This window comes from Brevibacterium sp. 239c, from assembly GCF_900169365.1.
Lineage (GTDB): Bacteria > Actinomycetota > Actinomycetes > Actinomycetales > Brevibacteriaceae > Brevibacterium.
Window position 1 is genome coordinate 120,611 of the sequence record NZ_FXZH01000006.1, and the last position, 21,610, is coordinate 142,220.

The 21,610-nt window shown below is 62.5% G+C and carries 21 protein-coding genes; 9 read left to right on the top strand and 12 right to left on the bottom strand.

Annotated elements, in window-relative coordinates; genetic code table 11:
• Nucleotides 1-5: 5 nt before the first annotated feature.
• Nucleotides 6-1,040 carry a MerR family transcriptional regulator gene (locus tag BSP239C_RS07645; RefSeq protein WP_257930119.1) on the bottom strand — a complete coding sequence of 345 codons (1,035 nt, stop codon included), beginning with the start codon at nt 1,038-1,040 and terminating at the stop codon, nt 6-8.
• 162 nt (nt 1,041-1,202) lie between these two features.
• Entirely contained in the window at nt 1,203-1,928 is a 726-nt protein-coding gene (locus BSP239C_RS07650) for a HEAT repeat domain-containing protein (protein ID WP_257930120.1), read from the bottom strand.
• A gap of 205 nt (nt 1,929-2,133) precedes the next feature.
• Between BSP239C_RS07650 and BSP239C_RS07655 the strand changes: the two genes are divergently transcribed.
• The 3 genes from BSP239C_RS07655 (at nt 2,134) to BSP239C_RS07665 (ending at nt 4,214) form a co-directional block, all read left to right on the top strand.
• On the top strand, nt 2,134-2,721 hold the full coding sequence (locus BSP239C_RS07655; protein ID WP_226830941.1) for a peptidoglycan-binding protein: 588 nt from the start codon (nt 2,134-2,136) through the stop codon (nt 2,719-2,721).
• Between the two features lie 3 nt (nt 2,722-2,724).
• Entirely contained in the window at nt 2,725-3,741 is a 1,017-nt protein-coding gene (locus BSP239C_RS07660) for an ABC transporter substrate-binding protein (protein ID WP_101571524.1), read from the top strand.
• Nucleotides 3,742-3,854: 113 nt separating this feature from the next.
• Complete coding sequence (locus tag BSP239C_RS07665) at nt 3,855-4,214, top strand: helix-turn-helix transcriptional regulator (RefSeq protein ID WP_101571527.1); 360 nt, start codon at nt 3,855-3,857, stop codon at nt 4,212-4,214.
• A 16-nt stretch (nt 4,215-4,230) separates the two neighbouring features.
• Here the strand turns inward: BSP239C_RS07665 and BSP239C_RS07670 are convergent, their stop codons facing one another.
• From BSP239C_RS07670 to BSP239C_RS07680, 3 genes are read right to left on the bottom strand one after another with little or no spacing between them, the layout of a single operon-like run.
• The gene (locus BSP239C_RS07670) at nt 4,231-5,154 is read right to left on the bottom strand and encodes a DMT family transporter (RefSeq protein WP_101571529.1); all 924 of its coding nucleotides are present in this window, start codon (nt 5,152-5,154) and stop codon (nt 4,231-4,233) included.
• The gene (locus BSP239C_RS07675) at nt 5,151-6,356 is read right to left on the bottom strand and encodes a pyridoxal phosphate-dependent aminotransferase (RefSeq protein ID WP_101571724.1); all 1,206 of its coding nucleotides are present in this window, start codon (nt 6,354-6,356) and stop codon (nt 5,151-5,153) included. Before BSP239C_RS07675 ends, BSP239C_RS07670 begins: the two co-directional genes overlap by 4 nt.
• A gap of 9 nt (nt 6,357-6,365) precedes the next feature.
• Nucleotides 6,366-6,938 carry a peroxidase-related enzyme gene (locus BSP239C_RS07680; protein WP_219618860.1) on the bottom strand — a complete coding sequence of 191 codons (573 nt, stop codon included), beginning with the start codon at nt 6,936-6,938 and terminating at the stop codon, nt 6,366-6,368.
• A 126-nt stretch (nt 6,939-7,064) separates the two neighbouring features.
• Here BSP239C_RS07680 and BSP239C_RS07685 point away from each other — a divergent pair, with 126 nt between their 5' ends.
• A complete protein-coding gene (locus BSP239C_RS07685) occupies nt 7,065-7,361 on the top strand; it encodes a cupin (RefSeq protein WP_101571533.1) in 297 nt (98 codons plus the stop codon).
• A 68-nt stretch (nt 7,362-7,429) separates the two neighbouring features.
• Here the strand turns inward: BSP239C_RS07685 and BSP239C_RS07690 are convergent, their stop codons facing one another.
• Complete coding sequence (locus BSP239C_RS07690; protein ID WP_101571535.1) at nt 7,430-8,908, bottom strand: glutamate-cysteine ligase family protein; 1,479 nt, start codon at nt 8,906-8,908, stop codon at nt 7,430-7,432.
• A 100-nt stretch (nt 8,909-9,008) separates the two neighbouring features.
• Between BSP239C_RS07690 and BSP239C_RS07695 the strand changes: the two genes are divergently transcribed.
• The gene (locus tag BSP239C_RS07695; protein WP_101571537.1) at nt 9,009-10,181 is read left to right on the top strand and encodes a M20 family metallopeptidase; all 1,173 of its coding nucleotides are present in this window, start codon (nt 9,009-9,011) and stop codon (nt 10,179-10,181) included.
• A gap of 10 nt (nt 10,182-10,191) precedes the next feature.
• Here BSP239C_RS07695 and BSP239C_RS07700 read toward each other — a convergent pair whose 3' ends face one another.
• The gene (locus BSP239C_RS07700; RefSeq protein WP_101571539.1) at nt 10,192-11,136 is read right to left on the bottom strand and encodes an FkbM family methyltransferase; all 945 of its coding nucleotides are present in this window, start codon (nt 11,134-11,136) and stop codon (nt 10,192-10,194) included.
• 222 nt (nt 11,137-11,358) lie between these two features.
• Here BSP239C_RS07700 and menC point away from each other — a divergent pair, with 222 nt between their 5' ends.
• Nucleotides 11,359-12,483: an o-succinylbenzoate synthase gene (menC, locus tag BSP239C_RS07705; protein ID WP_101571541.1), complete on the top strand. Its 1,125-nt coding sequence runs from the start codon at nt 11,359-11,361 to the stop codon at nt 12,481-12,483.
• Between the two features lie 226 nt (nt 12,484-12,709).
• Here the strand turns inward: menC and BSP239C_RS07710 are convergent, their stop codons facing one another.
• From BSP239C_RS07710 to BSP239C_RS07725, 4 genes are all read right to left on the bottom strand, one after another.
• Nucleotides 12,710-13,618, bottom strand: a complete 909-nt coding sequence (locus BSP239C_RS07710) for a cation diffusion facilitator family transporter (RefSeq protein ID WP_101571543.1) — start codon at nt 13,616-13,618, stop codon at nt 12,710-12,712.
• A 195-nt stretch (nt 13,619-13,813) separates the two neighbouring features.
• Nucleotides 13,814-15,643, bottom strand: a complete 1,830-nt coding sequence (locus tag BSP239C_RS07715; RefSeq protein ID WP_101571726.1) for a flotillin family protein — start codon at nt 15,641-15,643, stop codon at nt 13,814-13,816.
• 128 nt (nt 15,644-15,771) lie between these two features.
• Nucleotides 15,772-16,230 carry a DUF3817 domain-containing protein gene (locus tag BSP239C_RS07720; RefSeq protein ID WP_101571545.1) on the bottom strand — a complete coding sequence of 153 codons (459 nt, stop codon included), beginning with the start codon at nt 16,228-16,230 and terminating at the stop codon, nt 15,772-15,774.
• A gap of 121 nt (nt 16,231-16,351) precedes the next feature.
• On the bottom strand, nt 16,352-18,370 hold the full coding sequence (locus BSP239C_RS07725) for a M28 family peptidase (protein ID WP_101571547.1): 2,019 nt from the start codon (nt 18,368-18,370) through the stop codon (nt 16,352-16,354).
• Between the two features lie 413 nt (nt 18,371-18,783).
• Between BSP239C_RS07725 and BSP239C_RS07730 the strand changes: the two genes are divergently transcribed.
• Together BSP239C_RS07730 and BSP239C_RS07735 are read left to right on the top strand one after the other, a co-directional pair.
• Nucleotides 18,784-19,887, top strand: coding sequence for a VIT1/CCC1 transporter family protein (locus BSP239C_RS07730; protein ID WP_101571728.1), 1,104 nt, complete (start codon nt 18,784-18,786; stop codon nt 19,885-19,887).
• Nucleotides 19,888-19,934: 47 nt separating this feature from the next.
• A complete protein-coding gene (locus BSP239C_RS07735) occupies nt 19,935-20,819 on the top strand; it encodes an aminotransferase class IV (protein WP_101571550.1) in 885 nt (294 codons plus the stop codon).
• Here the strand turns inward: BSP239C_RS07735 and BSP239C_RS07740 are convergent.
• The gene (locus BSP239C_RS07740; protein ID WP_101571552.1) at nt 20,806-21,078 is read right to left on the bottom strand and encodes a hypothetical protein; all 273 of its coding nucleotides are present in this window, start codon (nt 21,076-21,078) and stop codon (nt 20,806-20,808) included. The genes BSP239C_RS07735 and BSP239C_RS07740 overlap by 14 nt on opposite strands.
• A 197-nt stretch (nt 21,079-21,275) precedes the next feature.
• Between BSP239C_RS07740 and BSP239C_RS07745 the strand changes: the two genes are divergently transcribed.
• Nucleotides 21,276-21,575 carry a DUF4235 domain-containing protein gene (locus BSP239C_RS07745; protein ID WP_101571554.1) on the top strand — a complete coding sequence of 100 codons (300 nt, stop codon included), beginning with the start codon at nt 21,276-21,278 and terminating at the stop codon, nt 21,573-21,575.
• Nucleotides 21,576-21,610: the final 35 nt, after the last annotated feature.

Sequence of the window (21,610 nt, forward strand, 5' to 3'; positions counted from 1 at the left end):
CCGATTCAGGGTCGCGGTCGCCGTTGCTGCGACCTCGAAGCTTTCGTCGGTGCACAGTTCGGCGATGAAGTCATCGACTTCAGCACCCGGAATCTCAATGAGAACCTGCAGCACTCGGAACCGCACTGTCGCCTCTGGGGAACGGGCGTGCCGGCGCAGATCCGACATGATCCGTCTCGCGACTTCAGCTCGCTCCCCTTCCTCCGGGCTTCGTTGACGAAAGCAGCAAGCGCTTCGGCGGCCTCAATGTCCTTTGGTCCCTCCATCGCTATTTCAAGCAGATCCGAAACCGCGACAGGATCCCTCATCTGCCCCAGAATGAGTGCGGCGCCGCTGCGCACCTGAAGATCCGTGTCGCCGAGACCGGAATGCAGGGAGGCGGTGATGGTCGCTTCCGCAACGGACCCGAGTTCTTCCTTCGCGGTATTGCGCCGGATTTCATCGAGCGCCTGCAGAGCATTGCGCCGGACGACGACGGACAGGTCTCCCATCCCCTTCGCCAGGTAGCGGACCGCTTCGGGTCCCGACTGAGCCAAGGCCCAGCGCATGGCTCCGGCAGCATTGAGCACCGGCTCGTTGAGAACGGCTGCGGACAGGGACTCAACGGGCACAGCTCCGTCGACACCGCTGCCCAGCGCTGCCTTGTGCCGCTGGATGACGTCGCCGGATTCAAGGGAGCGCATGAGATCGATGGTCAGCAGCAGCGCCTCCCCATCGGCGTGGTGGAGGCGGTCGATCCGCTCGAGGTTCGACAGCAGTTCCTGCTCGACTGCGATGCGTCGCTTCGAGGTCTCGACCAGCTCGTCAATCACTCGACTGGGATCGAATGCGGGATCGTCGAGAAGGGGTCCGATCTCTGCCAGCGACATTCCCAGTTTGCGCAGTCCTTCGATATGGAAGATTCTCCCGATATCGTCCGCGGAATACTCCCGGTACCCGCTCGGGGTGCGCTCATTGGGATCGATGAGGCCCAGGGATTCGTAGTGTCGCAGCATCCGAGCACTCACGCCTGAGCGTTTGGCCACTTCGCCAATCAGCATCAGCACCCCTCTCCTGTCTCCACTATAGACAGGCCACTCTGTCATCGCTCTGCCTTTAACGCGCCCAATCCATGAGGAAGGAGCCCGAGGCGCCGCACGCAGCGCTGCGCGAGCTTGCCCCACCCGGCAGCGCCACCCCGGTCACCCCTTCCCAAAGTCGACCTATGCTGATGCCTCGGACCCCAGTGCAACCACGCGCTTGGCTTCACTCAAGGCGTGAGCGAAACCGGCGTCCGGATCGGTGAACATGTCCCGGGTCGCCAGAGCGTGTGTCTGCACTGTTTCTTCCTCTGCCTGCAGTCTTTCATCGAGCACTGACACGAGATCCTCGCCCAGGGAGACGATGGCTCTGCTGAGGCTTTTCTGCGTGTCCATGTCACCCCGTCCAAGCTGGGTGACGAGGGACAATGCCAACGTCTCTCGGTCATCACCGGGGACAAGCGCCACGGCGGCCCTCCACGCACTGCGAGCCACCTCGGTGTCGGAATGAGCGATCAGCTTGTCTCCGATGTTTTCCGGGCTCATGGCCGACCAGCTGCGAGGGTCACCGATCTTCGACAGCGTGTGCAATGCCTGGCTCTGGGCCTGCGGCACATCTGAGCTCAGCTCGACAATGAGCGCAGGCACAGCCTCCTCCGCGGGCATCCGGGTGATTGCCCAGGTGAGCATGTCACGGACGAAGAAGTCCGGTTCGTATCTGCAGCGCTGTACGAGCGCACCGAGGTGGCTTCTCTCGGCTGTGGTTCCGACAGACAGTGCCGCCTGCAGTCGCTGCTGCGGGTTCGACGACGACAACGCCGCGACGACGGACTCCGTTTTCGGTGAGGGCCGCGAATCATGGTGCGAGATGTGCTGCACAGGCGATTCGGTGATGTGTGGATTGGTCATTGTGTCCACCTCCTACAGCCAGTGAAGGCCTTGACACCGTGTCAAGGTCAAGCTGGTTCGCGATAACAAACAGACATCACGAGATTGCTTCAGAGTTCAGTCACCAACGTCGGCGCCCAAAAAATCCAGCCCCGTGACCGTTCTGTGATTATTAGCACGGCGTGGACACATGCGTCCCTCAGTTTGTTGCATTATCGTTATATTCATGGCTGGTAAGACTCGACACCGCAACGGATCTCGGTCCGTGCTTCGTGGTGCCCTGATGGGTCTGGGAGCAGCGGTGATGGCCTTGGTCGTCGCCGCCGTCATCATCGTCAATTCCCCTGTCTCCTTCGGCTCAACTAAGATCAGGCAGATGCAGATGGCTACCGTGAATCAGCTGACCGAGCAGCAGATCGACAACGCCCGGCTCATCATCGGCATCGGGCGGGGCGGCGACTTCGACGACCGGGCAATCAGAATCGCCCTCATGACAGCCCTCCAGGAATCCTCGCTGCGCAACCTCGACGCGGGTGACCGCGACTCGATCGGCCTGTTCCAGCAGCGTCCTTCTCAAGGATGGGGCGAACCAGAGCGCCTCAACGACCCCATCTTTGCCACGAAATCCTTCTACGGAATCAATCCGGATATCGAAAATCCCGGTCTCGAACAGATCGAAGACTGGCACACGATGAGCCCCACCGAAGCCGCACAAGCCGTACAGCGATCCGGCCTGCCTGATGCCTACGAGCAGTGGGAGTCACTGGCAGACGACCTCATCGGCACCCAGGACGACGTCGAAGCTCTGAGCTGAGCGGTGCGAATCGAACAGAGGCCATTGGCCTTGCCCGCCCTGGGGCTCACTGCTGTTCTGGCACTCAGCGGATGCTCGCTCCTACCGAATCAGGTAAGTCACGCCAAAGGTCCCTATCCGCAGACGCTCGACTCTCCCTATGGCAGCACCACGATCAAGACACAGCCGGAGAAGATTGCTGTGACCAGTTCGGTCGACTTCGACATAGCTGTGGCGCTCGGCGCGGATCCGGTCATTGCACCGGCTCTATCGGGGAAGAAAGCCAGCCCGTGGGCCATGGAGACACTTGATGATGCCGGCATGGAGACTCCGACCCTGTATGACCCGAAGAAGGGTCCAGACGCCGAGGCGATCCGTGAAGCAGAACCCGATGTCATCCTCGCCACCGGCCTCGACGATGCCGGTGAGCATTTCGATGAGCTCTCGGATATCGCCCCCGTCGTTGCCGCCGAAGACGATGCAACGTGGACCGACAGGACCGCCGCCGTCGCCACTGCGCTGAATAAGGGACAAGAGGCCCAAGAAGTCGTCGAGGACGTTACAGGTCAATCCGAGAAAGCCGCTGACCACCACCTCGAATTCGAAGACACGACGTATGCCCTCGCCGACGTCAAGGCCGAGTCGATCGACTACCTGTCGTATGCCGGCAGCGACGACAGCTTCTTCACCGGCATCGGCATGCTCCAAGATTCCGCAGCGCAAGATTACTCGGCCCAGAAGCATTCGGTGACGAAGCCGCAGGTCGACCAGCTCGACGCCGATGTCCTCCTCATACATTTCCCTGACTCTGGTGCTGGCACTGGTGCTGATGCCGGCTCTGGTGCCGACCAGGCGATGCTGGATGAAGACGAGCTGGAGGACCCGTTCTATCGGGAGGTCAAGGTCATTCGCGGCAAGCACTACACCGTGCTCGATGACACCACATTCGCAGCTCTGACCAACCTGTCGCCGTTGAGCTACGACTGGCTGCTGCACAACCTTCCTGACGATCTCAGCAAGGCCGAACAAGGCGTCCTCTGAACTCGAACGCCGCACGGTGTTCGAGTCTTCTGCCGACCGCGTGCCTGCGGCCTGTCCGCCTGCAGCGATGTGGGCGTGAGTTCACGTTGCAGAATTTCCGGTAATCTCTATCCATGGCTTCCACTTCAGATTCCACCCCGGTCAATGCCGCAGTCGAGCAGCTCCTGCGCAACCCCGAGGACAATCTCGAAGCCATCTCCGAGACCGCCGACCTGTTCAAAGCACTGGCCACACCGTCCAGATTGAAGATGCTCCTGGTCCTCGCCCACGGTGAGGCGACCGTGACGCACATCGTCGAGTCGACCGAGCTGTCGCAGCCCCTGGTGTCCCAGCATCTGAAGTTTTTGCGCGGCCTCCACCTCGTCGGGGTCAACCGGATCGGCCGCGAAGCCTACTACTCGCTCAAGGACGACCACGTCGCTCACATCATCCTTGATGCCTTGGCCCACACAGTCGAAGGCCACGAGCACTGAGCTGTTCCTGAATGGGTCACCGTCGACTGCGCAGCGCCTCCGGACCGCCGCCGACGACCCAGACAATCACAACAACCAGCACCGCGCCGATCCACTGCGCCGGCTGCAGTCGCTCCCCGGCGATGGCCGCGCCCAATACCACGGCCGACAGCGGTTGGAGCAGCATGAGGGCGGCCGTCCGCGACACCGTCACAAGCGGGCTCGAGATGCTCAGCAGCACCCATGACAGGGCCTGACCGAAGACAGCCAGCGCCACCATCCATGCCCACCCGGCCCAGCCCAGGTCGAAGTCGAGGCCGCCGAGAGTCACACCAGCGATCGCCGTCATCACTCCCGCCCCAAGTGTGCCCACTGCGACGGGTGCGACCACGAAGTTCGGTGCCGCCTTCCGGCAGTGGTGGATGCCGAAGATGTAGACGCCGTAGAGAATTCCAGACAGCACTCCGAAGATCGCCCCACGTCCCGGGTTCGCCGCTCCGGCATCGGCGCCGAAGACTCCCCCGGTCAGCAGCATGCCCGCGATCATGACGGGGATGCATGCAATGAACAGCCAGCCCGGACGTGTTCCTCCGAAGACCCACACCAGCGCCGGAAACACGATGACCTGAACGCTGATGAGGACTGTGGAGACACCGACTCCAGCATCGAGGACGCTCTGTGCCCACAGCACATAGTCGATGCCCAGCGCCGCACCCGAGACTGCCGCGACAACGAGCGCCCGGGACGGCAGCATCCCGTGACGTCGGAGTTCGCGGATGGCCAGAGGCGCCAGGACGATGACAGCGATCCAACAGCGCAGGAATGCTGCGGTCGGGGCGCTCGCATCGGCGAGGATGACGAAGAGTCCGGCCGAGCCCAGGAGCAGCGCAGAGACGATGATGCCCAGTGTCGGCAGCCCAGACGAACTCCGGTTCTGAGCTGCAGGCGAGTTCGGAGTCATCTCATGAAGGCAAGGATTCGATCCAGCGCCTCGGCGGTCTTGTCCGCACCGACGGCCAGCGACAGTCGCACCGAGCGGGACCCATTGAGGGAGTCGAAGTCATCACCCGGCGCCAAGGCGACCCCGGTGGACTCGAGGAGCGACTGGCACCAATCGGTCGCGGTGACGATGTCATCATTCGACCGCTGCAGGATCTCATCGATGCGGGCATACATGTAGAACGCCCCATCGGGCGGCGCCATATCGGTGAAGCCCAGGTCAGCAGTCGCTTCGAGGACATGTTTTCGGGCACGGGCGAAGGACTCCACCGCGGCCTCACATTCCGCATAGGATTCCTCGGTAAATGCCTCCACCGCCGCATACTGGGCGGGAACCGGGGCGCACAGCGAGAGATTTCCGGTCACGTTCTGGGCCGCACTCGTGAGCGATTCTGGCAGGATCGCCCAGCCGAGTCGCCAACCGGTCATCGCCCAGTACTTCGAGAACGAGGAGATGACGATGGCATTGTCGTCATGAGTCAGCGCGGTCTCACCACGCGTGCCGATGTAGCTGATGCCGTGGTAGATCTCGTCAGAGATCACCTGCACACTGTGCTCGGCACACCAGGAGATGAGTTCGCCGAGGTGGTCGCCGGTGATCATCGTGCCCGTCGGATTCGCCGGCGACGCGAGCATGAGTCCTTTGAGCGGAGCCTTCGCGTGTGCTTGTTCGAGGAGCTCGACAGTCGGCTGGAACCCGTGGTCTGCTCCGCAGTCGAGTTCGACGATCTCGCAGTTCAAAGCGGCGAGGATGTTCTTGTAGGCGCCGTAGCCCGGGCGGGCGAGCGCGACGCGATCACCCGCATCGAAGCAGGTCAGGAACGCCGTCTGGAAGGCACCGGAGGAGCCTGTGGTGATCGCGATTCTGTCGGTGGGCACGTCCACGCCGTACCAGTCGCGGTAATGCCCGGCGATGGCTGCGCGCAGTTCGGGGATCCCGAAGATCGGGGAGTAGCCGAGGTTCGTGCCGTCGGTGACAACCTCGGCGGCCTTCCTGCGCACCGGACCCGGCGCACCTTGTGTCGGTTCGCCCAAGCACATGGCGATGGTGTCCCGGCCGTTGCGCGTCATCTCCTGGACTTTGGCCACGATGTTCATGGCTGCGAAGGGTTGAACCAGTCCGGCTCGATCGGAGACCCGGGGTGCGCTCGTGTGGGTGCTCATGGTCATCGGTCACTTCCTCTCACGGGGGACGCGGCCCATGAGGTAGAACTCGGGGTTGGGCATCATTCCCCCGATGTGCGCCATGCGGTTCGAGAGGCCGAAGAAGCCGGTGATTGCGCCGATGTCCCAGGCGTCCTCGTCATCGAATCCGTGCTCGGCCAGGACGGTGAAATCAGCGTCACCGACGGTCCAGGGTTCCTTGCAGACCTTCATCGCGAAGTCGAGCATCGCCATCTGGCGGTCGGTGATGTCGGCCTGCCGGTAGTTGACGGCCACCTGGTCTGCCACATGCAGTTTCTTCTCCATGATCCGCAGCACGGCTCCGTGCGCGACGACACAGTAGAGGCAGTTGTTCACCGCCGAGGTGGCCGTGACGATCATCTCCCGGTCGCCCTTGGTCAGGTTCCCGGTGTCCTTCTCCATCAGTGCGTCGTAGTAGGCGAAGAAGGCACGGAATTCGGCGGGTCGCCGGGCCAGGGACAGGAAGACATTGGGCACGAAGCCCGACTTCTCTGAGACGGCCAGAATGGTGTCGCGGATATCGTCTTCGACATCGTCGATGTCAGCGTAGGGGTAGCGCATACTGCTCATGCTAACCCTCGAAGCCTGACTTATGTGCTGCGGGCCACGGACCGGGCTGGGGTGCCACTGTGCTCAGGGATAGGGTGTGGAGCAGACTATCGATGACGATGAGAAGGAGTGTCAATCATGAGCGATGAGAACACCGGTTCAACAGGTGAGGTCCAGCTCGACAACGGAGTCTTCCGCGTGACCAGGTGGACCATCCAGCCCAATGGGGTCATCCCCATGCACAGACATGAGTATGAGTACGTCGTGATTCCGATGGTCACCGATGCGATGCACGTGCGGAGCTCGGATGGAACGTCGATGGTCGCCGACCTCGAGGCGGGAGTCAGCTATACACGCGCGGCAGGATCCGAACATGAGGTCTCAAATCCAGACGGGACCGACGACATCGTCTTCGTCGAAGTCGAACGCCTCTGATTCAACACAGCTCGGCACCAGTTCAGGCCCGCACCACCGCTGCTGAGCGTGGCGAGTCCCTGCTTGCCTCAGACGGGCACGTCCCAGGTGTGGACGGGCTCGCCTGAGGCCTGGTTCTTCACGTAGGCGTCCATCATCGCCTTGAGTCCCTCTCGGCGCTCCGGTGAGTCCGGGGCGCTGTTCGGTGCCAGATGGTCGAGCATCCTCAGCTGCCAAGTCGCGCCGTTGGCACGCAGTTCGGCCCGACCTTCGATGATCGACATGTACTCGTCGATGACGTCTTTGTCGATGCCCAGACGGCTCAGGCCTCTGCGAGCTTGCGGGATGAGGACGTCGAGCACAAGGTCCGCGACGTCGATGTGGCCGATCTTGGGCCACGTCACGCGGGCATGGATGCCGTCCTTGGCACAGGCGAAGAAGTTCTCCTCCGCCTCACGGAAGGACATTCGCGACCACACGGGACGGTTCTCTCCGACGAGGAACTCGGCCAGACCGTAGTAGAAAGCGGCATCGGCAACCATGTCGACGGGGGTCGGCCCGGCTGGGAGCAGCCGGTTCTCCACACGAATGTGGGCCCCGGAGTCAGAGGAGTCGTAGATCGGTCGGTTCCAGCGCCACACGGTGCCGTTATGCAGGTTGAGTTCGTAGAGCTTCGGAGCATCGGCTTGGGAGAACTCGACGAAGTCCTTGATCTCCGGCAGCAGGGGTGGGAAGTAGCGGACGTTCTCTTCGAAGAGGTCGAAGACGCTCGTGATCCAGCGTTCCCCAAACCACACCCGTGGCCGAACTCCCTGATTCACGAGCTCGGGGGTGCGCGTATCGATGGACTGGGTGAACACCGGAATCCGGGATTCGTGCCAGAGTTTGCGGCCGACGAACAACGGGGAGTTCGCACTCATCGCGACCTGGGCTGCAGCGATCGCCTGGGACGCGTTCCACGCCTCGGCGAACTTGTTGGGTGCGACCTGCAGGTGCAGCTGCATCGATGTGCAGGAGGCTTCCGGGGCGATGTCGGAGAATTCGTGTTTGTACTTCTCTTCGCCGTCGAGTTCGATGCGCACATATTCACCGCGAGCATCGACGATCGAGTTGCTCAGCGCCTCGTAGCGGTTCTCCTCGGTGATCCACGTTTCTTCGGTGAGGAATTGGGTGCTCAGGGTCGGCAGCGTTCCGATCGACGTGACCTTCAGACCTTCCGCCTCGGCGGCCTTCTGAGCCTTGCCGAGCCGGTGGGCCACTCCCGCCTCCAAGGTCTTCAGCCCACGTCCGGCCACCTGGAGCACAGGGTGGTTGAGTTCGAGGTTGAAGCCGCCGATCTCCGATTGGTACTCGTCGTCGAGGCGTTCGAGAACCTTCGTGTTGTTCAGGCTCGGCTGATTGTCTAAGTCAATGAGATTGAGTTCGAGCTCCAGACCGATCGTGCCCGCGGATTTGAACTCCGCGTGGCGCAGATACGTGTCGAAGAGCTCGAGGTTCTCCGCGAGTTTCTCTCGATACAGCGTGCGTTCTTCCGGCGTGTACCGCTTGGAACTGACTTGCTCACCCATGGGTCAAGCAAACCACAGACTTAGTGTTTGCGCTTGCCGAATTCCGAACATGATGCGGACGCCGCAACCGGTCTTGCAGACCCCATCGTAGAATCGGCGCATGACCACCTCTCTGTCCTCAGAACTCCAGTCCGCTGACCTCGTTGCGAAAGCCGCCGACCGCCTTCCCCTCATCCTCGATGACATCAAACGCGTCATCACGAAGGAGACGCCGTCGCACGACAAAGAAGCCGTGGCCGCCGGTGCCCAGGATTTCGTCGAACTGCTGCGTGAGCGTCTCGAGGCCACCGCGGAGGTCATCACCGTCGAGGACACCGCCCATGTGCGCCTGCGCTTCGGTTCGGGTCCGGCTCGTGTGGTCCTTCTCAACCACCAGGACACGGTGTGGCCGCACGGAACCTTGGACCGCATTCCCTTCTCCACCGACGACGGTATCCTGCGCGGACCGGGCAGCTTCGACATGCTCACCGGGGCGATTATGAGCATCCACGCGAGCGCGATCCTGCGCGAGCACCTCGGCGAGGGTGGCCTCAGTGGTCTGTCGATCCTGGTCACCGGTGATGAGGAGATCGGGTCGATCTCGTCCTCGGATCTCATTCGCGCCGAGTCGGCCGAGGCGAAGGCCGTGTATGTGATGGAGGCGAGCGCCGGCGGTGCACTCAAGGTCGAGCGCAAGGGCACGAGCAATTACACCCTCGTCTTCGCAGGCAAGGCCTCCCACGCCGGGCTCGAGCCGGAGAAGGGGATCAACGCCGGTATGGCCCTGGCCCTTCACCTGCCTCTCGTCGCCGATCTTGCCGACGCTTCGGCCGGCACCTCGGTGGTCCCGACCGTGATCAGCGCGGGCACCACCTCGAACACGGTTCCCGCCGAGGCACGCGTCGATGTGGATGTGCGTGCACGCACCGCCGCCGAGCTCGACCGTATAGATGCCGCCATGCGTGAGCTCGCCACCCGCCCTCAGCTGGAAGGTTCATCGATCGAGGTCATCGGCGGAATCAACCGTCCCCCGTTCGAACGTGAGCAATCAGCCGCACTCTTTGAACGTGCCACCGCCCTGGCCGCTGAACTCGGCCTTCCTGCACCAGAAGGTGTCTCCGTGGGCGGTGCCTCGGACGGAAACTTCACCGCCGGTGACGGCATTGCGACACTTGACGGCCTGGGTGCCGTGGGTGATGGGGCACATGCCGAACACGAGCACGCGGTCATCGATGAGATCGCCCCGCGCACAGCTCTGCTCGCGGCCCTCATCGCCGATCAGCTGCAGAGCTGAGAGCAGCCGCTCACTTGACCGGGTAGCCTGCGACCCGCATGTCCTCTGGGTTCTTCGTGGTGAAGAGCCAGTCACGGAGATGCGGGTCGGGCACGATCTCGTCTTTGGCGCTGAGGTGATCGGGGCCGACGAGATAGTAGTGGTAGTCGAAGCGGTCGAGGATGCGCATCAGCTGTTCGGGCTGTGCCCTATCGTCGAGGACCTCACACAGAATGTCCGGCTGCAGTGTGCCCAACAGTTCTCGACCGTTGTCGAGCACGTCGTTCTCGGCACCTTCCACATCAATCTTCACGGTCACCTGCGGACGGCCGGGCGGCAGATCCGGGAGGAGCTCGTCGAGCGAAGTGAAGCGCACCTGCGCACCGGAGTCGAAGTCCATGCCGGTCCCATAGAACGATGGCAATGCCGATCCTCCGTCACCGGTGGGCACCTGCATGGTGGTGCCGGGCTTGCCGACGCCCGTCGGATGAACAGTCACCCGATCGCCGAGGTGGTTGCGGGCGACGTTCTTCTCCAAGCCGGTGACGACGGCGGGGATGATCTCGAAGGAGTGTGCGACGGCCGCCGGGTTCGCCGCCAGAACGGCCATGGTGAACACCCCTGTATAGGCGCCGATGTCGAGGAACACGTCCGCGTCGCGGGACAGGTCGACCATGAGGTCGAGCGCGAAGGCGTCCTCGGCCTCCGTGCGGCGGCCCTTGCCCCAGTAGAATTCCTTGGCGATCTCACAGCGGAAGGGATCGACTAGATAGAAGCCGGCGCCTCCGGCACGCCCGCGCACCTCGGTGAGGCCGATCGGTGCGGGCAGCCGGCCGATCTTGATGCCGTTGATGTGGGGTGCCACCGTTCTCAACATCGGGTGGAGATACGGTTGCGCGAGGGCAGTCTTGACTGGCAGTTTGAGTCCGAACCACTTCTGCTTCCGGCCCTTGAGTGACCGCAGGTAGTCGTTCACGAGGCTCTCCCTTACGTTGAGCGCGATCTTTGACTCACAGTATCAATGTCGACACAGCTGTCTCCAGAAGCAGCACGGCCATGAGATGAGCAACGCAACCTGCCGCACATCGCTGTGTGCCGTTCTGTCCCAGACTCCGATGCCCGCCGAGGCGGTTCTGCGAGTGGTTATAAGCTGGGTGACAGGATCATCAGCCCCAATCACAAAGAAGGTGCATGGCGCATGAAGCTCAAGTCAATCACTCTCCACCAGGTGTCGATTCCTCTGGTCACTCCGTTCGAGACCTCGTTCATGCGGGAGACGGAGAAGGACTGCTACCTCGTCGAGGCCACCTTCGACACTCCCAAGGGTGAGATCACGGGTTGGGGAGAGTCGGTGGCGATGATCTCCCCCCTCTATTCCTCTGAATACGTGGCATCTGGCATCGACGTCACGAAGCGCTGGCTGGCGCCGATCCTCTTTGGCGTCGATGACCTGACAGCGGAGACCGTGTCCTGGCACCTGCGTCACGTGATCGGCCATCCGATGGCGAAGTCGGCGCTGGAGATGGCGGTCATCGAGGCCCAACTCAAGCTCAATGACCAGTCCTTCAAGAGCTACCTGGGCGGCGTCGTCGACTCCGTCCCCTCCGGAGTCTCCGTGGGCATCCAGGACTCCGTCGAAGAGACTGTCAAGGTCATCGGCGGCTACCTGGAAGAGGGGTACGCCCGCATCAAACTCAAGATCAAACCGGGCAAGGACATCGCCCCCATCGCTGCCGTGCGCAAGGCCTTCGGCGATGACTTCGGCTTCCAGGTCGATGCCAACGCCGCCTACACCCTGGTCGATGCCTCCCACCTGCGCAGGCTCGACGAGTACGGCCTCCTCCTCATCGAACAGCCCTTGGGAGAGGCCGACATCCGCCAGCACGGTGAGCTCGCGAAGCTGATGGAGACCCCGATGTGCCTCGACGAGTCGATCGACTCTGCTGAGGCCGCCGCCGATGCGATCTCCATGGGTGCAGCCGCTGTCATCAACATCAAGCCCGGACGAGTGGGCGGCTTCATCGAAGCGAAGAAAATCCACGACCTCTGCGCCGCCCATGGTGTGGCGGTGTGGCACGGAGGAATGGTCGAGACCGGTTTGGGCCGTGCCGCCAATGCCGCACTCGCCTCGCTGCCCGGGTTCACCCTGCCCGGAGACATCTCTGGCTCGAATCGCTTCTTCCACGAAGACATCACCGAAGAGATCATCATGCACGATGGCAAGGTCGACGTACCCACCGGTGTCGGCTTCGGCGTCTCGATCAACCCCGAGAGGCTCGAGAAGTTCCGCACCGACTCGGTGCAGATCCTGCCGCGGAGCTGAGCTCCTCACGCGGGCAGAGCCGCAGTACTCGCGAGACTGCAGAGCCGCAGGCCTGACCCGCGGGCAGAGCAGCGTGGCTGGTCCCAACAGTCGGTAAGTTCTGGTCGGTCCCAGCGCTGGAATCGACCAGAACTTACCGACTGTTGCGTCTCGCGGCGGTTGATCACCGAAGCCGGCAGCCGCCGATCACGAAATCGAGCGACAGCTGTGGCGGGGGCCGACAGCCTCAGGTGTGGGTGTGGGTCTCCAATGCCGCATCCTTCGCCCTGTCGAACTGGAACGTCGAATGTTCGATCGCGACCTCGAAGTGCTCAGCCAAGCACTCCTGCAGCGCGACGAGGATTCGTGGGGCATGACCGTCGTAGAAGCACTCGTCGGCGAGGACCACATGCGCGGTGAGCACCGGGAGGTTGGAATCGATGCGAGTCACGTGCAGGTCGTGAACCTCTTGGACGTGATCGACCCCCTCGATGTGCATCTTGACCTTGTCGAGATCGAGTTCCCTGGGTGCGACCTCGAGCAGGATCGACCCGGTCTCCTTCAGGATGGAGAACGCCCTGGGCACGATCAATGCAGCGATGAAGAGGGCAGCCACCGCGTCGGCGCGAGTCCAGTCGAAGAGCCAGATCGAGACCGCGGCGAGAATGACGGCGACAGATCCCAGCGCATCGGCGATGACCTCAAGGAAAGCAGCCTTGAGGTTGAGAGACTGTTCTTTGGAGGAGCTGAGGATGATGATCGACACGATGTTGCCGGCCAGACCGACGGCGCCGAAGATCATCAGTTCGGGGCCGGGGACCTCGGGCGGAACGAAGAAGCGACGGATGCCCTCGATAAGACTGTAGACACCAAGACCGAGCAGCAGAGTTGCCTGTGCCCCGGCGGCAAGCACCTCGGCCCGACGGAACCCCCAGGTCTTCTGACCCTTCGGCGGCTTACGGACCAACGTGGCTGCGAAGAGCGCGATCCCGATGCCGATGAGGTCGACGGAATTATGACCGGTGTCGATCAGCAGCGCCAGGCTGCCGGTCATGATCGAGCCGATCACCTGGAAGACGAAGATCACCAGAACGATGCCGAAGACGATCGCCAAGCGTCGACGCGAACCTGAAGTGTGTGAGTGGTCATGTGCCATGGGAACCTCCTACACAATCACATTAACATATGCGCATGTCTTTATGAATCAGTGCGCCATCACGCGATCTCACCATGACATTCAGACCGCAGAATACGTACGTGCCCGGCACCAAATGCCGAGCGCGCACGCATCAATTCTGCACAGAGGCCTCGGATCACCCGAGGCTGCCGTCAGTGCCGATCACAGCACAGACTACTTCTTGTCAGGACCACCCTTCGGCCCCTTCGAACCGCCCTTAGTACCGTTCGATCCGGAGCCGTCGGAGTCACCATCATGGCCGTCGCGCCGGCGCAGCGCATCGGCGATATAGGACTGCACATCGATTCCGGTGGCCTTCTTCACATCGTCTCCGATGTGGCTGAGGTCGAGCTCACCGTTCTCGTCGAGGTAGTCCTTCGGGTCGAAGTTCCCACCCGACCAGGCGCTGGGATCCCCCAGTCCGGAAGGCTTCGACCCTCCGCGGCCCGAGTGATTCCTGGAGCCCTTGGAGCCGCTCCCTTCGGAACCGTTCGCCTCGGAAACCTGGCCTTCGACGACCTGGTCATCATCGGCAGAGGCCTCCGATCCAGAGTCGTCCGATTCAGACCCTGCGAATCCAGCCCCGCTGGAATCGCCCGATTCATCGAACGTGGTCGAGTCATCGTGGACCCACCCGCTGGCGGTCTTCGATCCGCCCTGATTCTGGGCCTTGTCGACCAGGTTGCCAAGGTCGATGCCTGTGGTGCCGCGCACGACTTCGAGCACCTGTGCGAGGTTGTTCGACACGGAGTTCGCCAGTTTGGACTCTCCGTCGGTTGAGACGATCGAGAGATCCTTGATGTTCGCATACGGTGCGACGAGTTCGCCGGCGATGGTCGGCAGGACCTCGAGGACCTTCGACAGCACGGCCGCATCGTTGAACTTCTTGTAAGCCTCTGCCTGAGCCTGGAGGGCCCCGGCTTCTGCCTCACCGCGGGCCTTGATCGAATCGGCCTGGGCTTCACCTTCGAGGCGGATGGCCTCTGCGTCCTTGGACCGACGATGCAGTTCGGCTGCAGCCTCGGCCCGACCCTGAGCTTCGATCTCGTAAGCGCGGGCATCGGCTTCTGCCTGCTGACGGTAACGTTCTGCGTCTGCGGGGCGCCTGACCTCAGCGTCGAGCTGTTCGGCGCGCAGTTCTGCGGCTTCCTTCGCGACCACACGGTCACGTTCGAGCAACTTCTGCTTCTCTGCCGCGTTCGCCAAGGGACCCGCGTTGTCGGCCGACGCCTGCCGCTGATCGGCTTCTTCCTTCAGCGCCGCACGGCGCAGAGCCAGCTGTTGCTGCTGTTCGGCGATGGCCTGATCGGTCAGAGCCTGCTGCTTCTGGGTCGATTCGTTCTGCAGCGCTTCCTCGACGGACGATGCGCGGCTGGCGTTCGCCTCGGCGATGGCGGCGTTCTTGGCGACCTCGGCGGCCTGGGGGCGGCCCCAGTCGCGCAGGTAGCTGCCTTCGTCCTCGACCGCGGAGATCTGGAAGGTATCGATGACCAGACCCTGGTTGTTCATCGAGTGCGCGGACTCTTCCTGCACCTGAGCGGCGAAGGAAGCACGATCCTGAATGATCTGCTCAACGGTGAGCGTGCCGACGACGGCGCGCAGGGTGCCGGAGAGGATTTCCGTGCTGTAGGGCTCGATCTGGTCCTGCTGGTCGAGGAAACGCTGCGCGGCCTTGCGCACATCTTCCTCGGTGCCGCCGACCTTGACCTGAGCGACGCCATGCAGGCGCAGCGCAATGCCGTTCATCGAGATGCCGTCGATGGCGACGGCGATCTGACGTGAGGACAGCGACAGGAAGAACGCCTTCTGGACGACCGGGTACACGACCGCGCGACCGCCGATGACGATGCGACCGCTGCCGCTGGAACCGCTGGCATTTCTGCCGGTGATGATCAGTGCTTCCGAAGGGGAAGCGATTTTGTAGGACCGCAGCATGACGATAGCTGCGATGATGACGATGAGAACGAGGACGCCGATACCACCGGCGCCGAGAAGTAGGTCCATCAGTGGGCCTTCCAGCATTCGAGGATGTTCATGGCGGCCCAAAGGTGGATATCGGGCCCGTTGTCCTCATCCTAGGGCAGGCCCCGACTATTGCACAGAGCCGTCCAGCGCCGAGGTGGTTCTCAGGTTCACTTGCCCCAGTCACCGGGAGGGCCGAGGAACAGCAGCCCGCTGAAGACGATGACGACAAGGATGATTCCGGCGCCGATGGCCAGGAATGGTGAGCGGATCGCCCAGGAGGTGAGTTTCTCGAACCAGTTGCGCGGGGTGCGTCCGTTCGCGCCCAGCCCCCAGCCACCCTCGAGTGCTCCGGCCTTGGCCACGGAGACTTCGAAGGGAATCGTGAGGTAGGGAATGATGGCCGAGCCCAGGCCCGTGGCGATACGCTTCTTGCTCCACATTTGTGAGGTGCCGACGCCGATGACGGCGATGACGAAGCAGATGAAGACAAACCCGTGGATGCCACCGCCGATGCGCACACCGATCTCGGTGATATGGGTGTATTTGAGGATCATGCCGATGATGAGCAGTGTCCAGGTGATGGTCTCTGCAATAGCGAAGGTCTTGAAGAAGAGTTTGGGAGTCACACGGCAATTCTGCCTGAACAAGATGGGCGAGCGCTGAAGGCCCTGAAGCTGACGGCCGTGAATGGGCACGCGGGCCGGTGAACTTTTTCAGTCACCGGCCCGCGTGGCATTCGGGGGATGCTCAGGCCTTGCGGCGGCGAGCTCCCATGGTCATGATCACGCCGAGCACAATGAGTGCTCCCGCCGAGATCACCAGAGGCAGCGCCTCATTACCTGTGCGCGGCAGCTCTTCGCCGCCGTCACCGGCACCCGGACCGTCGCTGTCGGCGGCCAGGACCTCGAAGGAACCGGACAGCGGGTCACCGCCTGCGCAGTCGACCGTGACGTCGTAGGTGCCGACATAGGTTGCGGCCTTGGACTCGTCGAGACCGCGGACACCGAACTTGGCCACGGAATCGGCATCTGCCGTCGCGGCCTGCTCGAATTTCTCGATGTTGCCGTTCTGCGGCTCCACCGTCATCGTGGCGGAGGTGTCTGGGGTACAGCCGGAGGCTGCCACCTGGACGCCCTTCTCACCGACGAAGTCACCCTGATCGATCGTCTTAGGATCAATGCTCAGACTCCGCTCACCCGGGGCCCGCGTCGGATCATCCGTCGGCGTCTCGGTAGGAGTCTCCGTCGGAGGATCTGTCGGTGACGTAGTCGGAGGGTCGCTCGGGCCTGGGGCATCGCTGAGATCGTAGGCCAGCGTGTGCACCGAATAGCCGATGGCCGGCGCGAAGATGTCGAGAGACTCTTGGTTCACGTTCTCGATCGTGTCCGTGGACTGGTGGTAGTTGGTGTCGTGCTTATCGCCAACGGTTCCGCCGAACCATTCGGCTTCCTGCTCCGTCTTGGTGCCATCGGCTCCGGAGAACAGTCCGCTGGAGGGAATACCGTTGTCGATGAACGCTTGGTAGTCCGAACGCCCCGAGAAGTCCGTTCCGACGTTGGGCTGATCGTTGTCGGCGAAGTAGTCGGTGAAGATCTCCTCAAGCTCCGCCGAGCCCTCGGGCACAGTGACGTCATCGGGGATCGGCACATCGGAGCCGTCCGAATCCAGCGTGCCGACGATGAAGTTGTCGGAGCCGATCATGTCGAAGTTCATGTACGACTTGACCTTCGAGAGCTCTGACTCATCCAGGCTCTCCACGTAATGGGTCGAGCCGACGAGTCCGACCTCTTCTGCAGCCCACCAGCCGAAGCGGATGGCGTTGTCATTCTCGGTCGGCTGCTCGGCCAGGGCCTCGGCGCTGGCCAGCAGTGCGGCCGTACCGGAACCGTTGTCGTTGACACCCGGACCCTCGTTGACGCCGTCGAGGTGGGCGCCGAACATCTGGACGTTGTCATGGTCGCCGGCCTTGGTCTCGGCGATGACGTTCCATGTCTTCGAGGTGGTGTATTCGGTTTCGAGGGTGAAGTCCGCCAGCAGCGGCTCATCCTCGGCAGCGTCCCCGATCTTGGTCAGCAGGTCGTTGCCGACGTTGTAACTGACACCGACGGTGGGGGCACCGTTTTCAACACGTTCACCGAGGGTGGCGTTGAGCTCCTCATCGGGTGCTGAGGTGTCGTTGTTGTAGAGGATGACCGCTGCGGCTCCGGCGTCCGTGGCCGCCTGGGTCTTCTCTCCGAAGGAGCAGCTGCCACGTGCCACGAGGACGAGTGCACCTTTCGCACTGTCGTCGAAGTCGCTGGCTGCGCAGCCGAGCTGACCACCGGCCAGGTCGCTGTAGTCCTCGTCGACCGGCAGCGCCACAGACAGGTCAGTCAGCGGTTCTTCGGTACCCTCTGTGTAGCTGGCCGGAGTGACTTCGAGCTTCTCGCCGTCCACGCTGACAGCGACCTCATCGAATGTCTGATCGTCAACCTCGAAGGCCTGTCGTTCGACGTCGAACTTGCCGGTTGCTTCGAGAGTCTTCTCGACGTACTCCACGGCCTCCTCATAGCCGGGCGTTCCCAACGCGCGGAATCCCTCATCGGAATGCGACGTCGAGATGTCGGAGATCTTCTGCAGATGATCCATTACGGCGCCTCCGGTGACGCCCATATCGGTGTGTTCACTCGGTCCCGCGTTCCCGGCCGCCAGGGCCGGACTGAATCCACCGAGAGCCAGACCGGTGGCGGCGGTGACCGCCAACCAGGTTTTAGTACGCAACTTCATAGAGTTCCTTTCGCTCCTCAGGTGCCAGACGAACCATGGCTGCTGTTCGCACACAACTGCGAGCGGGCATCTCTGACCGCGTCCGGTCATCGACCGGACGTCACCCACGGGGTAATCGCAGCACACGAATAGCTGAGCACGAACGGGAGGCGCCGGCACTGTCAGAAGTAGACAGCTGCACCGGTGCCAACCTGTCGAACTCAAGGGGAAGCTTGATTCTCACGTTTCGCAATGTCTTCGCTATTGGTAACGAAATACATACATCTATAACGAAACGGTGACACAACTCACATTGAGCTTTAATCTAGTCCATGCTCTGAGCGTTTGAGGTAACGAATTGATAACAACCAACACTTACTCGTTTGCGCAAGTATTGAATTTGCACGTCTACTTCCAGTAGAATCTGACCAGTGATGAACGACGAATCAACAGTCCCCGATGCGCGCCAAGAGCACGATCGCAGGACAATCAGACGCTGGCAGAGATACCTGGCGAACGAGCGACTCGAGGAGCGTGTCTACCGGAATCTGGCCGAGCGTCGCTCCGGTGAAGATCGGGAGATTCTGCTTGCTCTGGCCACCGCCGAGTCTCGGCATCAGGAGCACTGGATCGACCTCCTCGGCGAGCATGCACAGAAGAGGCGGACTCCCGATCTGGTCACTTTGAGCCTCGCAGTCCTGGGCCGACTGTTCGGGTCGGTCTTCGTTCTGGCTCTGGCACAGCAGTCGGAGACGAGTTCACCCTACGACGACGAGGAAGCGGCATCGGCAGAGATGGCCGCCGATGAGCGCATCCACGCCGAGGTCGTCCGCGCTCTCGCCGCCCGCTCCCGAGCCCGCCTGTCAGGAAATTTCCGCGCCGCCGTGTTCGGCGCCAACGACGGCCTGGTGTCGAACCTCGCTCTCGTCCTCGGCGTCGGGGCAGCGGGCGTGGGCAACCATGTCATCTTGCTGACCGGTGTGTCCGGACTGCTCGCCGGGGCACTGTCCATGGCCGCCGGGGAATACATCTCCGTGCGGTCCCAGCGCGAGCTGCTCGATGCTTCGACTCCGGATCCCGAGTCGCGCCATGCACTCGCCGATCTCAACATCGATGCCAATGAGCTCGCTCTCGTCTTCCGTGCCAGGGGCATGGACTCCCCCGCAGCCGATGCTCGAGCACATAGGACGATCGCGGCGGCGAAGAATGAAAAGGCGCCACAACTGCCCGGCATCGACTCCGGCGTCGACCGCAACGAACTGGGCACCGGGTTGGGCGCGGCACTGTCGAGCTTCGGCTTCTTCTCCTCGGGTGCGCTCATCCCGATCCTGCCCTACATCTTCGGCATGACCGGACTGCCCGCCGTGCTCCTCTCAGCAGGCCTCGTCGGACTCGCGCTGCTCTTCACCGGCGGCACCGTCGGGCTGCTGTCGGGAACTGCTCCGGCCCCACGTGCTCTGAGGCAGCTCGGCGTGGGATTCGGCGCAGCTGCCGTGACCTATGCCCTGGGCCTTCTGTTCGGCGTCAGCACAGGCTGAGTGCAGCCGAGGCTCGGCGCAGGTTCCCAAGAACCTAGACTGTCGGTATGACCGATGCTCTAGTCCTCATCGACCCCGCCGCGTCCACCGTTGAGGTGGCCGATCTCGGTGCCCCGCAGCTGCCCGTCACGGATCTGTCGGCCCATCGCGGTGACGGCATCTTCGAAACCGTTCTCGTGCGCATCGGCGGCGGGATGACCGTTGTGTCACGTGACCGTCATTTCGCACGATTCTGCGACTCCGCCTCGGCGCTGGGCCTGCCCGATCCCGATCGGGAGCTGTGGGACCGCGGGCTCGACACCGTGATCGCCGAGGTGCACGCCGCCGATCCGACCACCACCGAGTTCGGGGTCCGCTATGCGCTGTCACGCGGCACCCAGAATCCCGACGGAAGCCAGAGCCCTCGTGGCTGGGCGTTCAACGTTCCCGTCGATGAGAAGATCAAGCACGCACGAGCGCAGGGGATCTCGGCCGTCAGCCTCGATCGCGGCTACGACGCCTACCTCGGAAGCAAGGCACCCTGGCTGCTCGTCGGGGCCAAGACTCTGTCCTACGCGGTCAACCAGGCCGCCGGCAGGTACGCGGCGGAGCAGGGTGCCGATGAGGCTCTGTTCGTCTCTCACGATGGAGTCGTCCTCGAGGGGCCGACATCCAACCTCATCATTCGCCGAGGCGACACTCTCCTCACGCCGCTCCCGGAAGCAGGTCTGCTGTCGGGGACGACCCAGCGCCTGATCTTCGATCACGCCGCAGAGCTCGGCTTCAGTGCCGAATATGCGGACCTGAGCCTGAGCGAGGTCATCGAAGCCGACGGCGCTTGGTATGTGTCCTCGATGCGCACGGCCGTGTCACTCAATCAGCTGGATGGAAACCCGATCTCACGCGATGAGGAGCTGACCGCGCAGCTGCAGGCGCTGATCAAGGCCGGCTGATGCCGTCGGCCGGGCCCGTTGCGGTGCGGCCCGCTGCAGGATGACCTGAGACAGACGTTCCCGCTGCCCGACGATTCTCCGCAGAACGAGGAGACGGCACGATGACTGTCAGAATCAGTGCGAGGATGCAGGCACCGCAGCCGGCGAACCACAGGATCCAGAAGATGTCGGCGAGCAGGGGGAAGAGCCCCAGGATGAAACTCAGCGCACCGAAGACGAACAGCCCGGTGATGACCAGGACTTTCCATTTGCTGAGCATTTCTGCTCCTCTCGTACGCTGAAGCTTCAATCTATCGGTCGCCTAAGCGGTGCACATCCCTCAAAAGTATGAAGTTCCGCCTCCTGCGTATGAGCCGGTGTCCTGCGCTAGTGTGGTCACGAACGGATTCGCACTCCAGCGACATCTGCGCGACGCATCATCGTCGCAGGCAAAGCGTCTAACGAAAGGACACGAGCATGGGAAAGCTCGCATGGCAGGTCATCGGCGTCGGAGCGCCCATCGTGGCAGCATTCGCGGCTCGCAAGACCTTGACCTTCGCTTGGGAGAAGTCGACCAAACGTCCCGCACCGAACAACCCCGTCGATGACGAGATCTCGATGTCCGAGGCTCTGGCCTGGACGATCGTTTCGGGTGTCGGCGTTGCAGTGGCTCAGCTCGTCGTGCAGCGTATCGCCGCCAGCACCGTGCGCAACAACTTCGGCGACGATGCTCTGCCCAAGAAGTTCCGCAAGCAGATCGAAGAAGACGTCAACTGATCTGTCGACATCGTTGAACGATCAGCACCACTGAT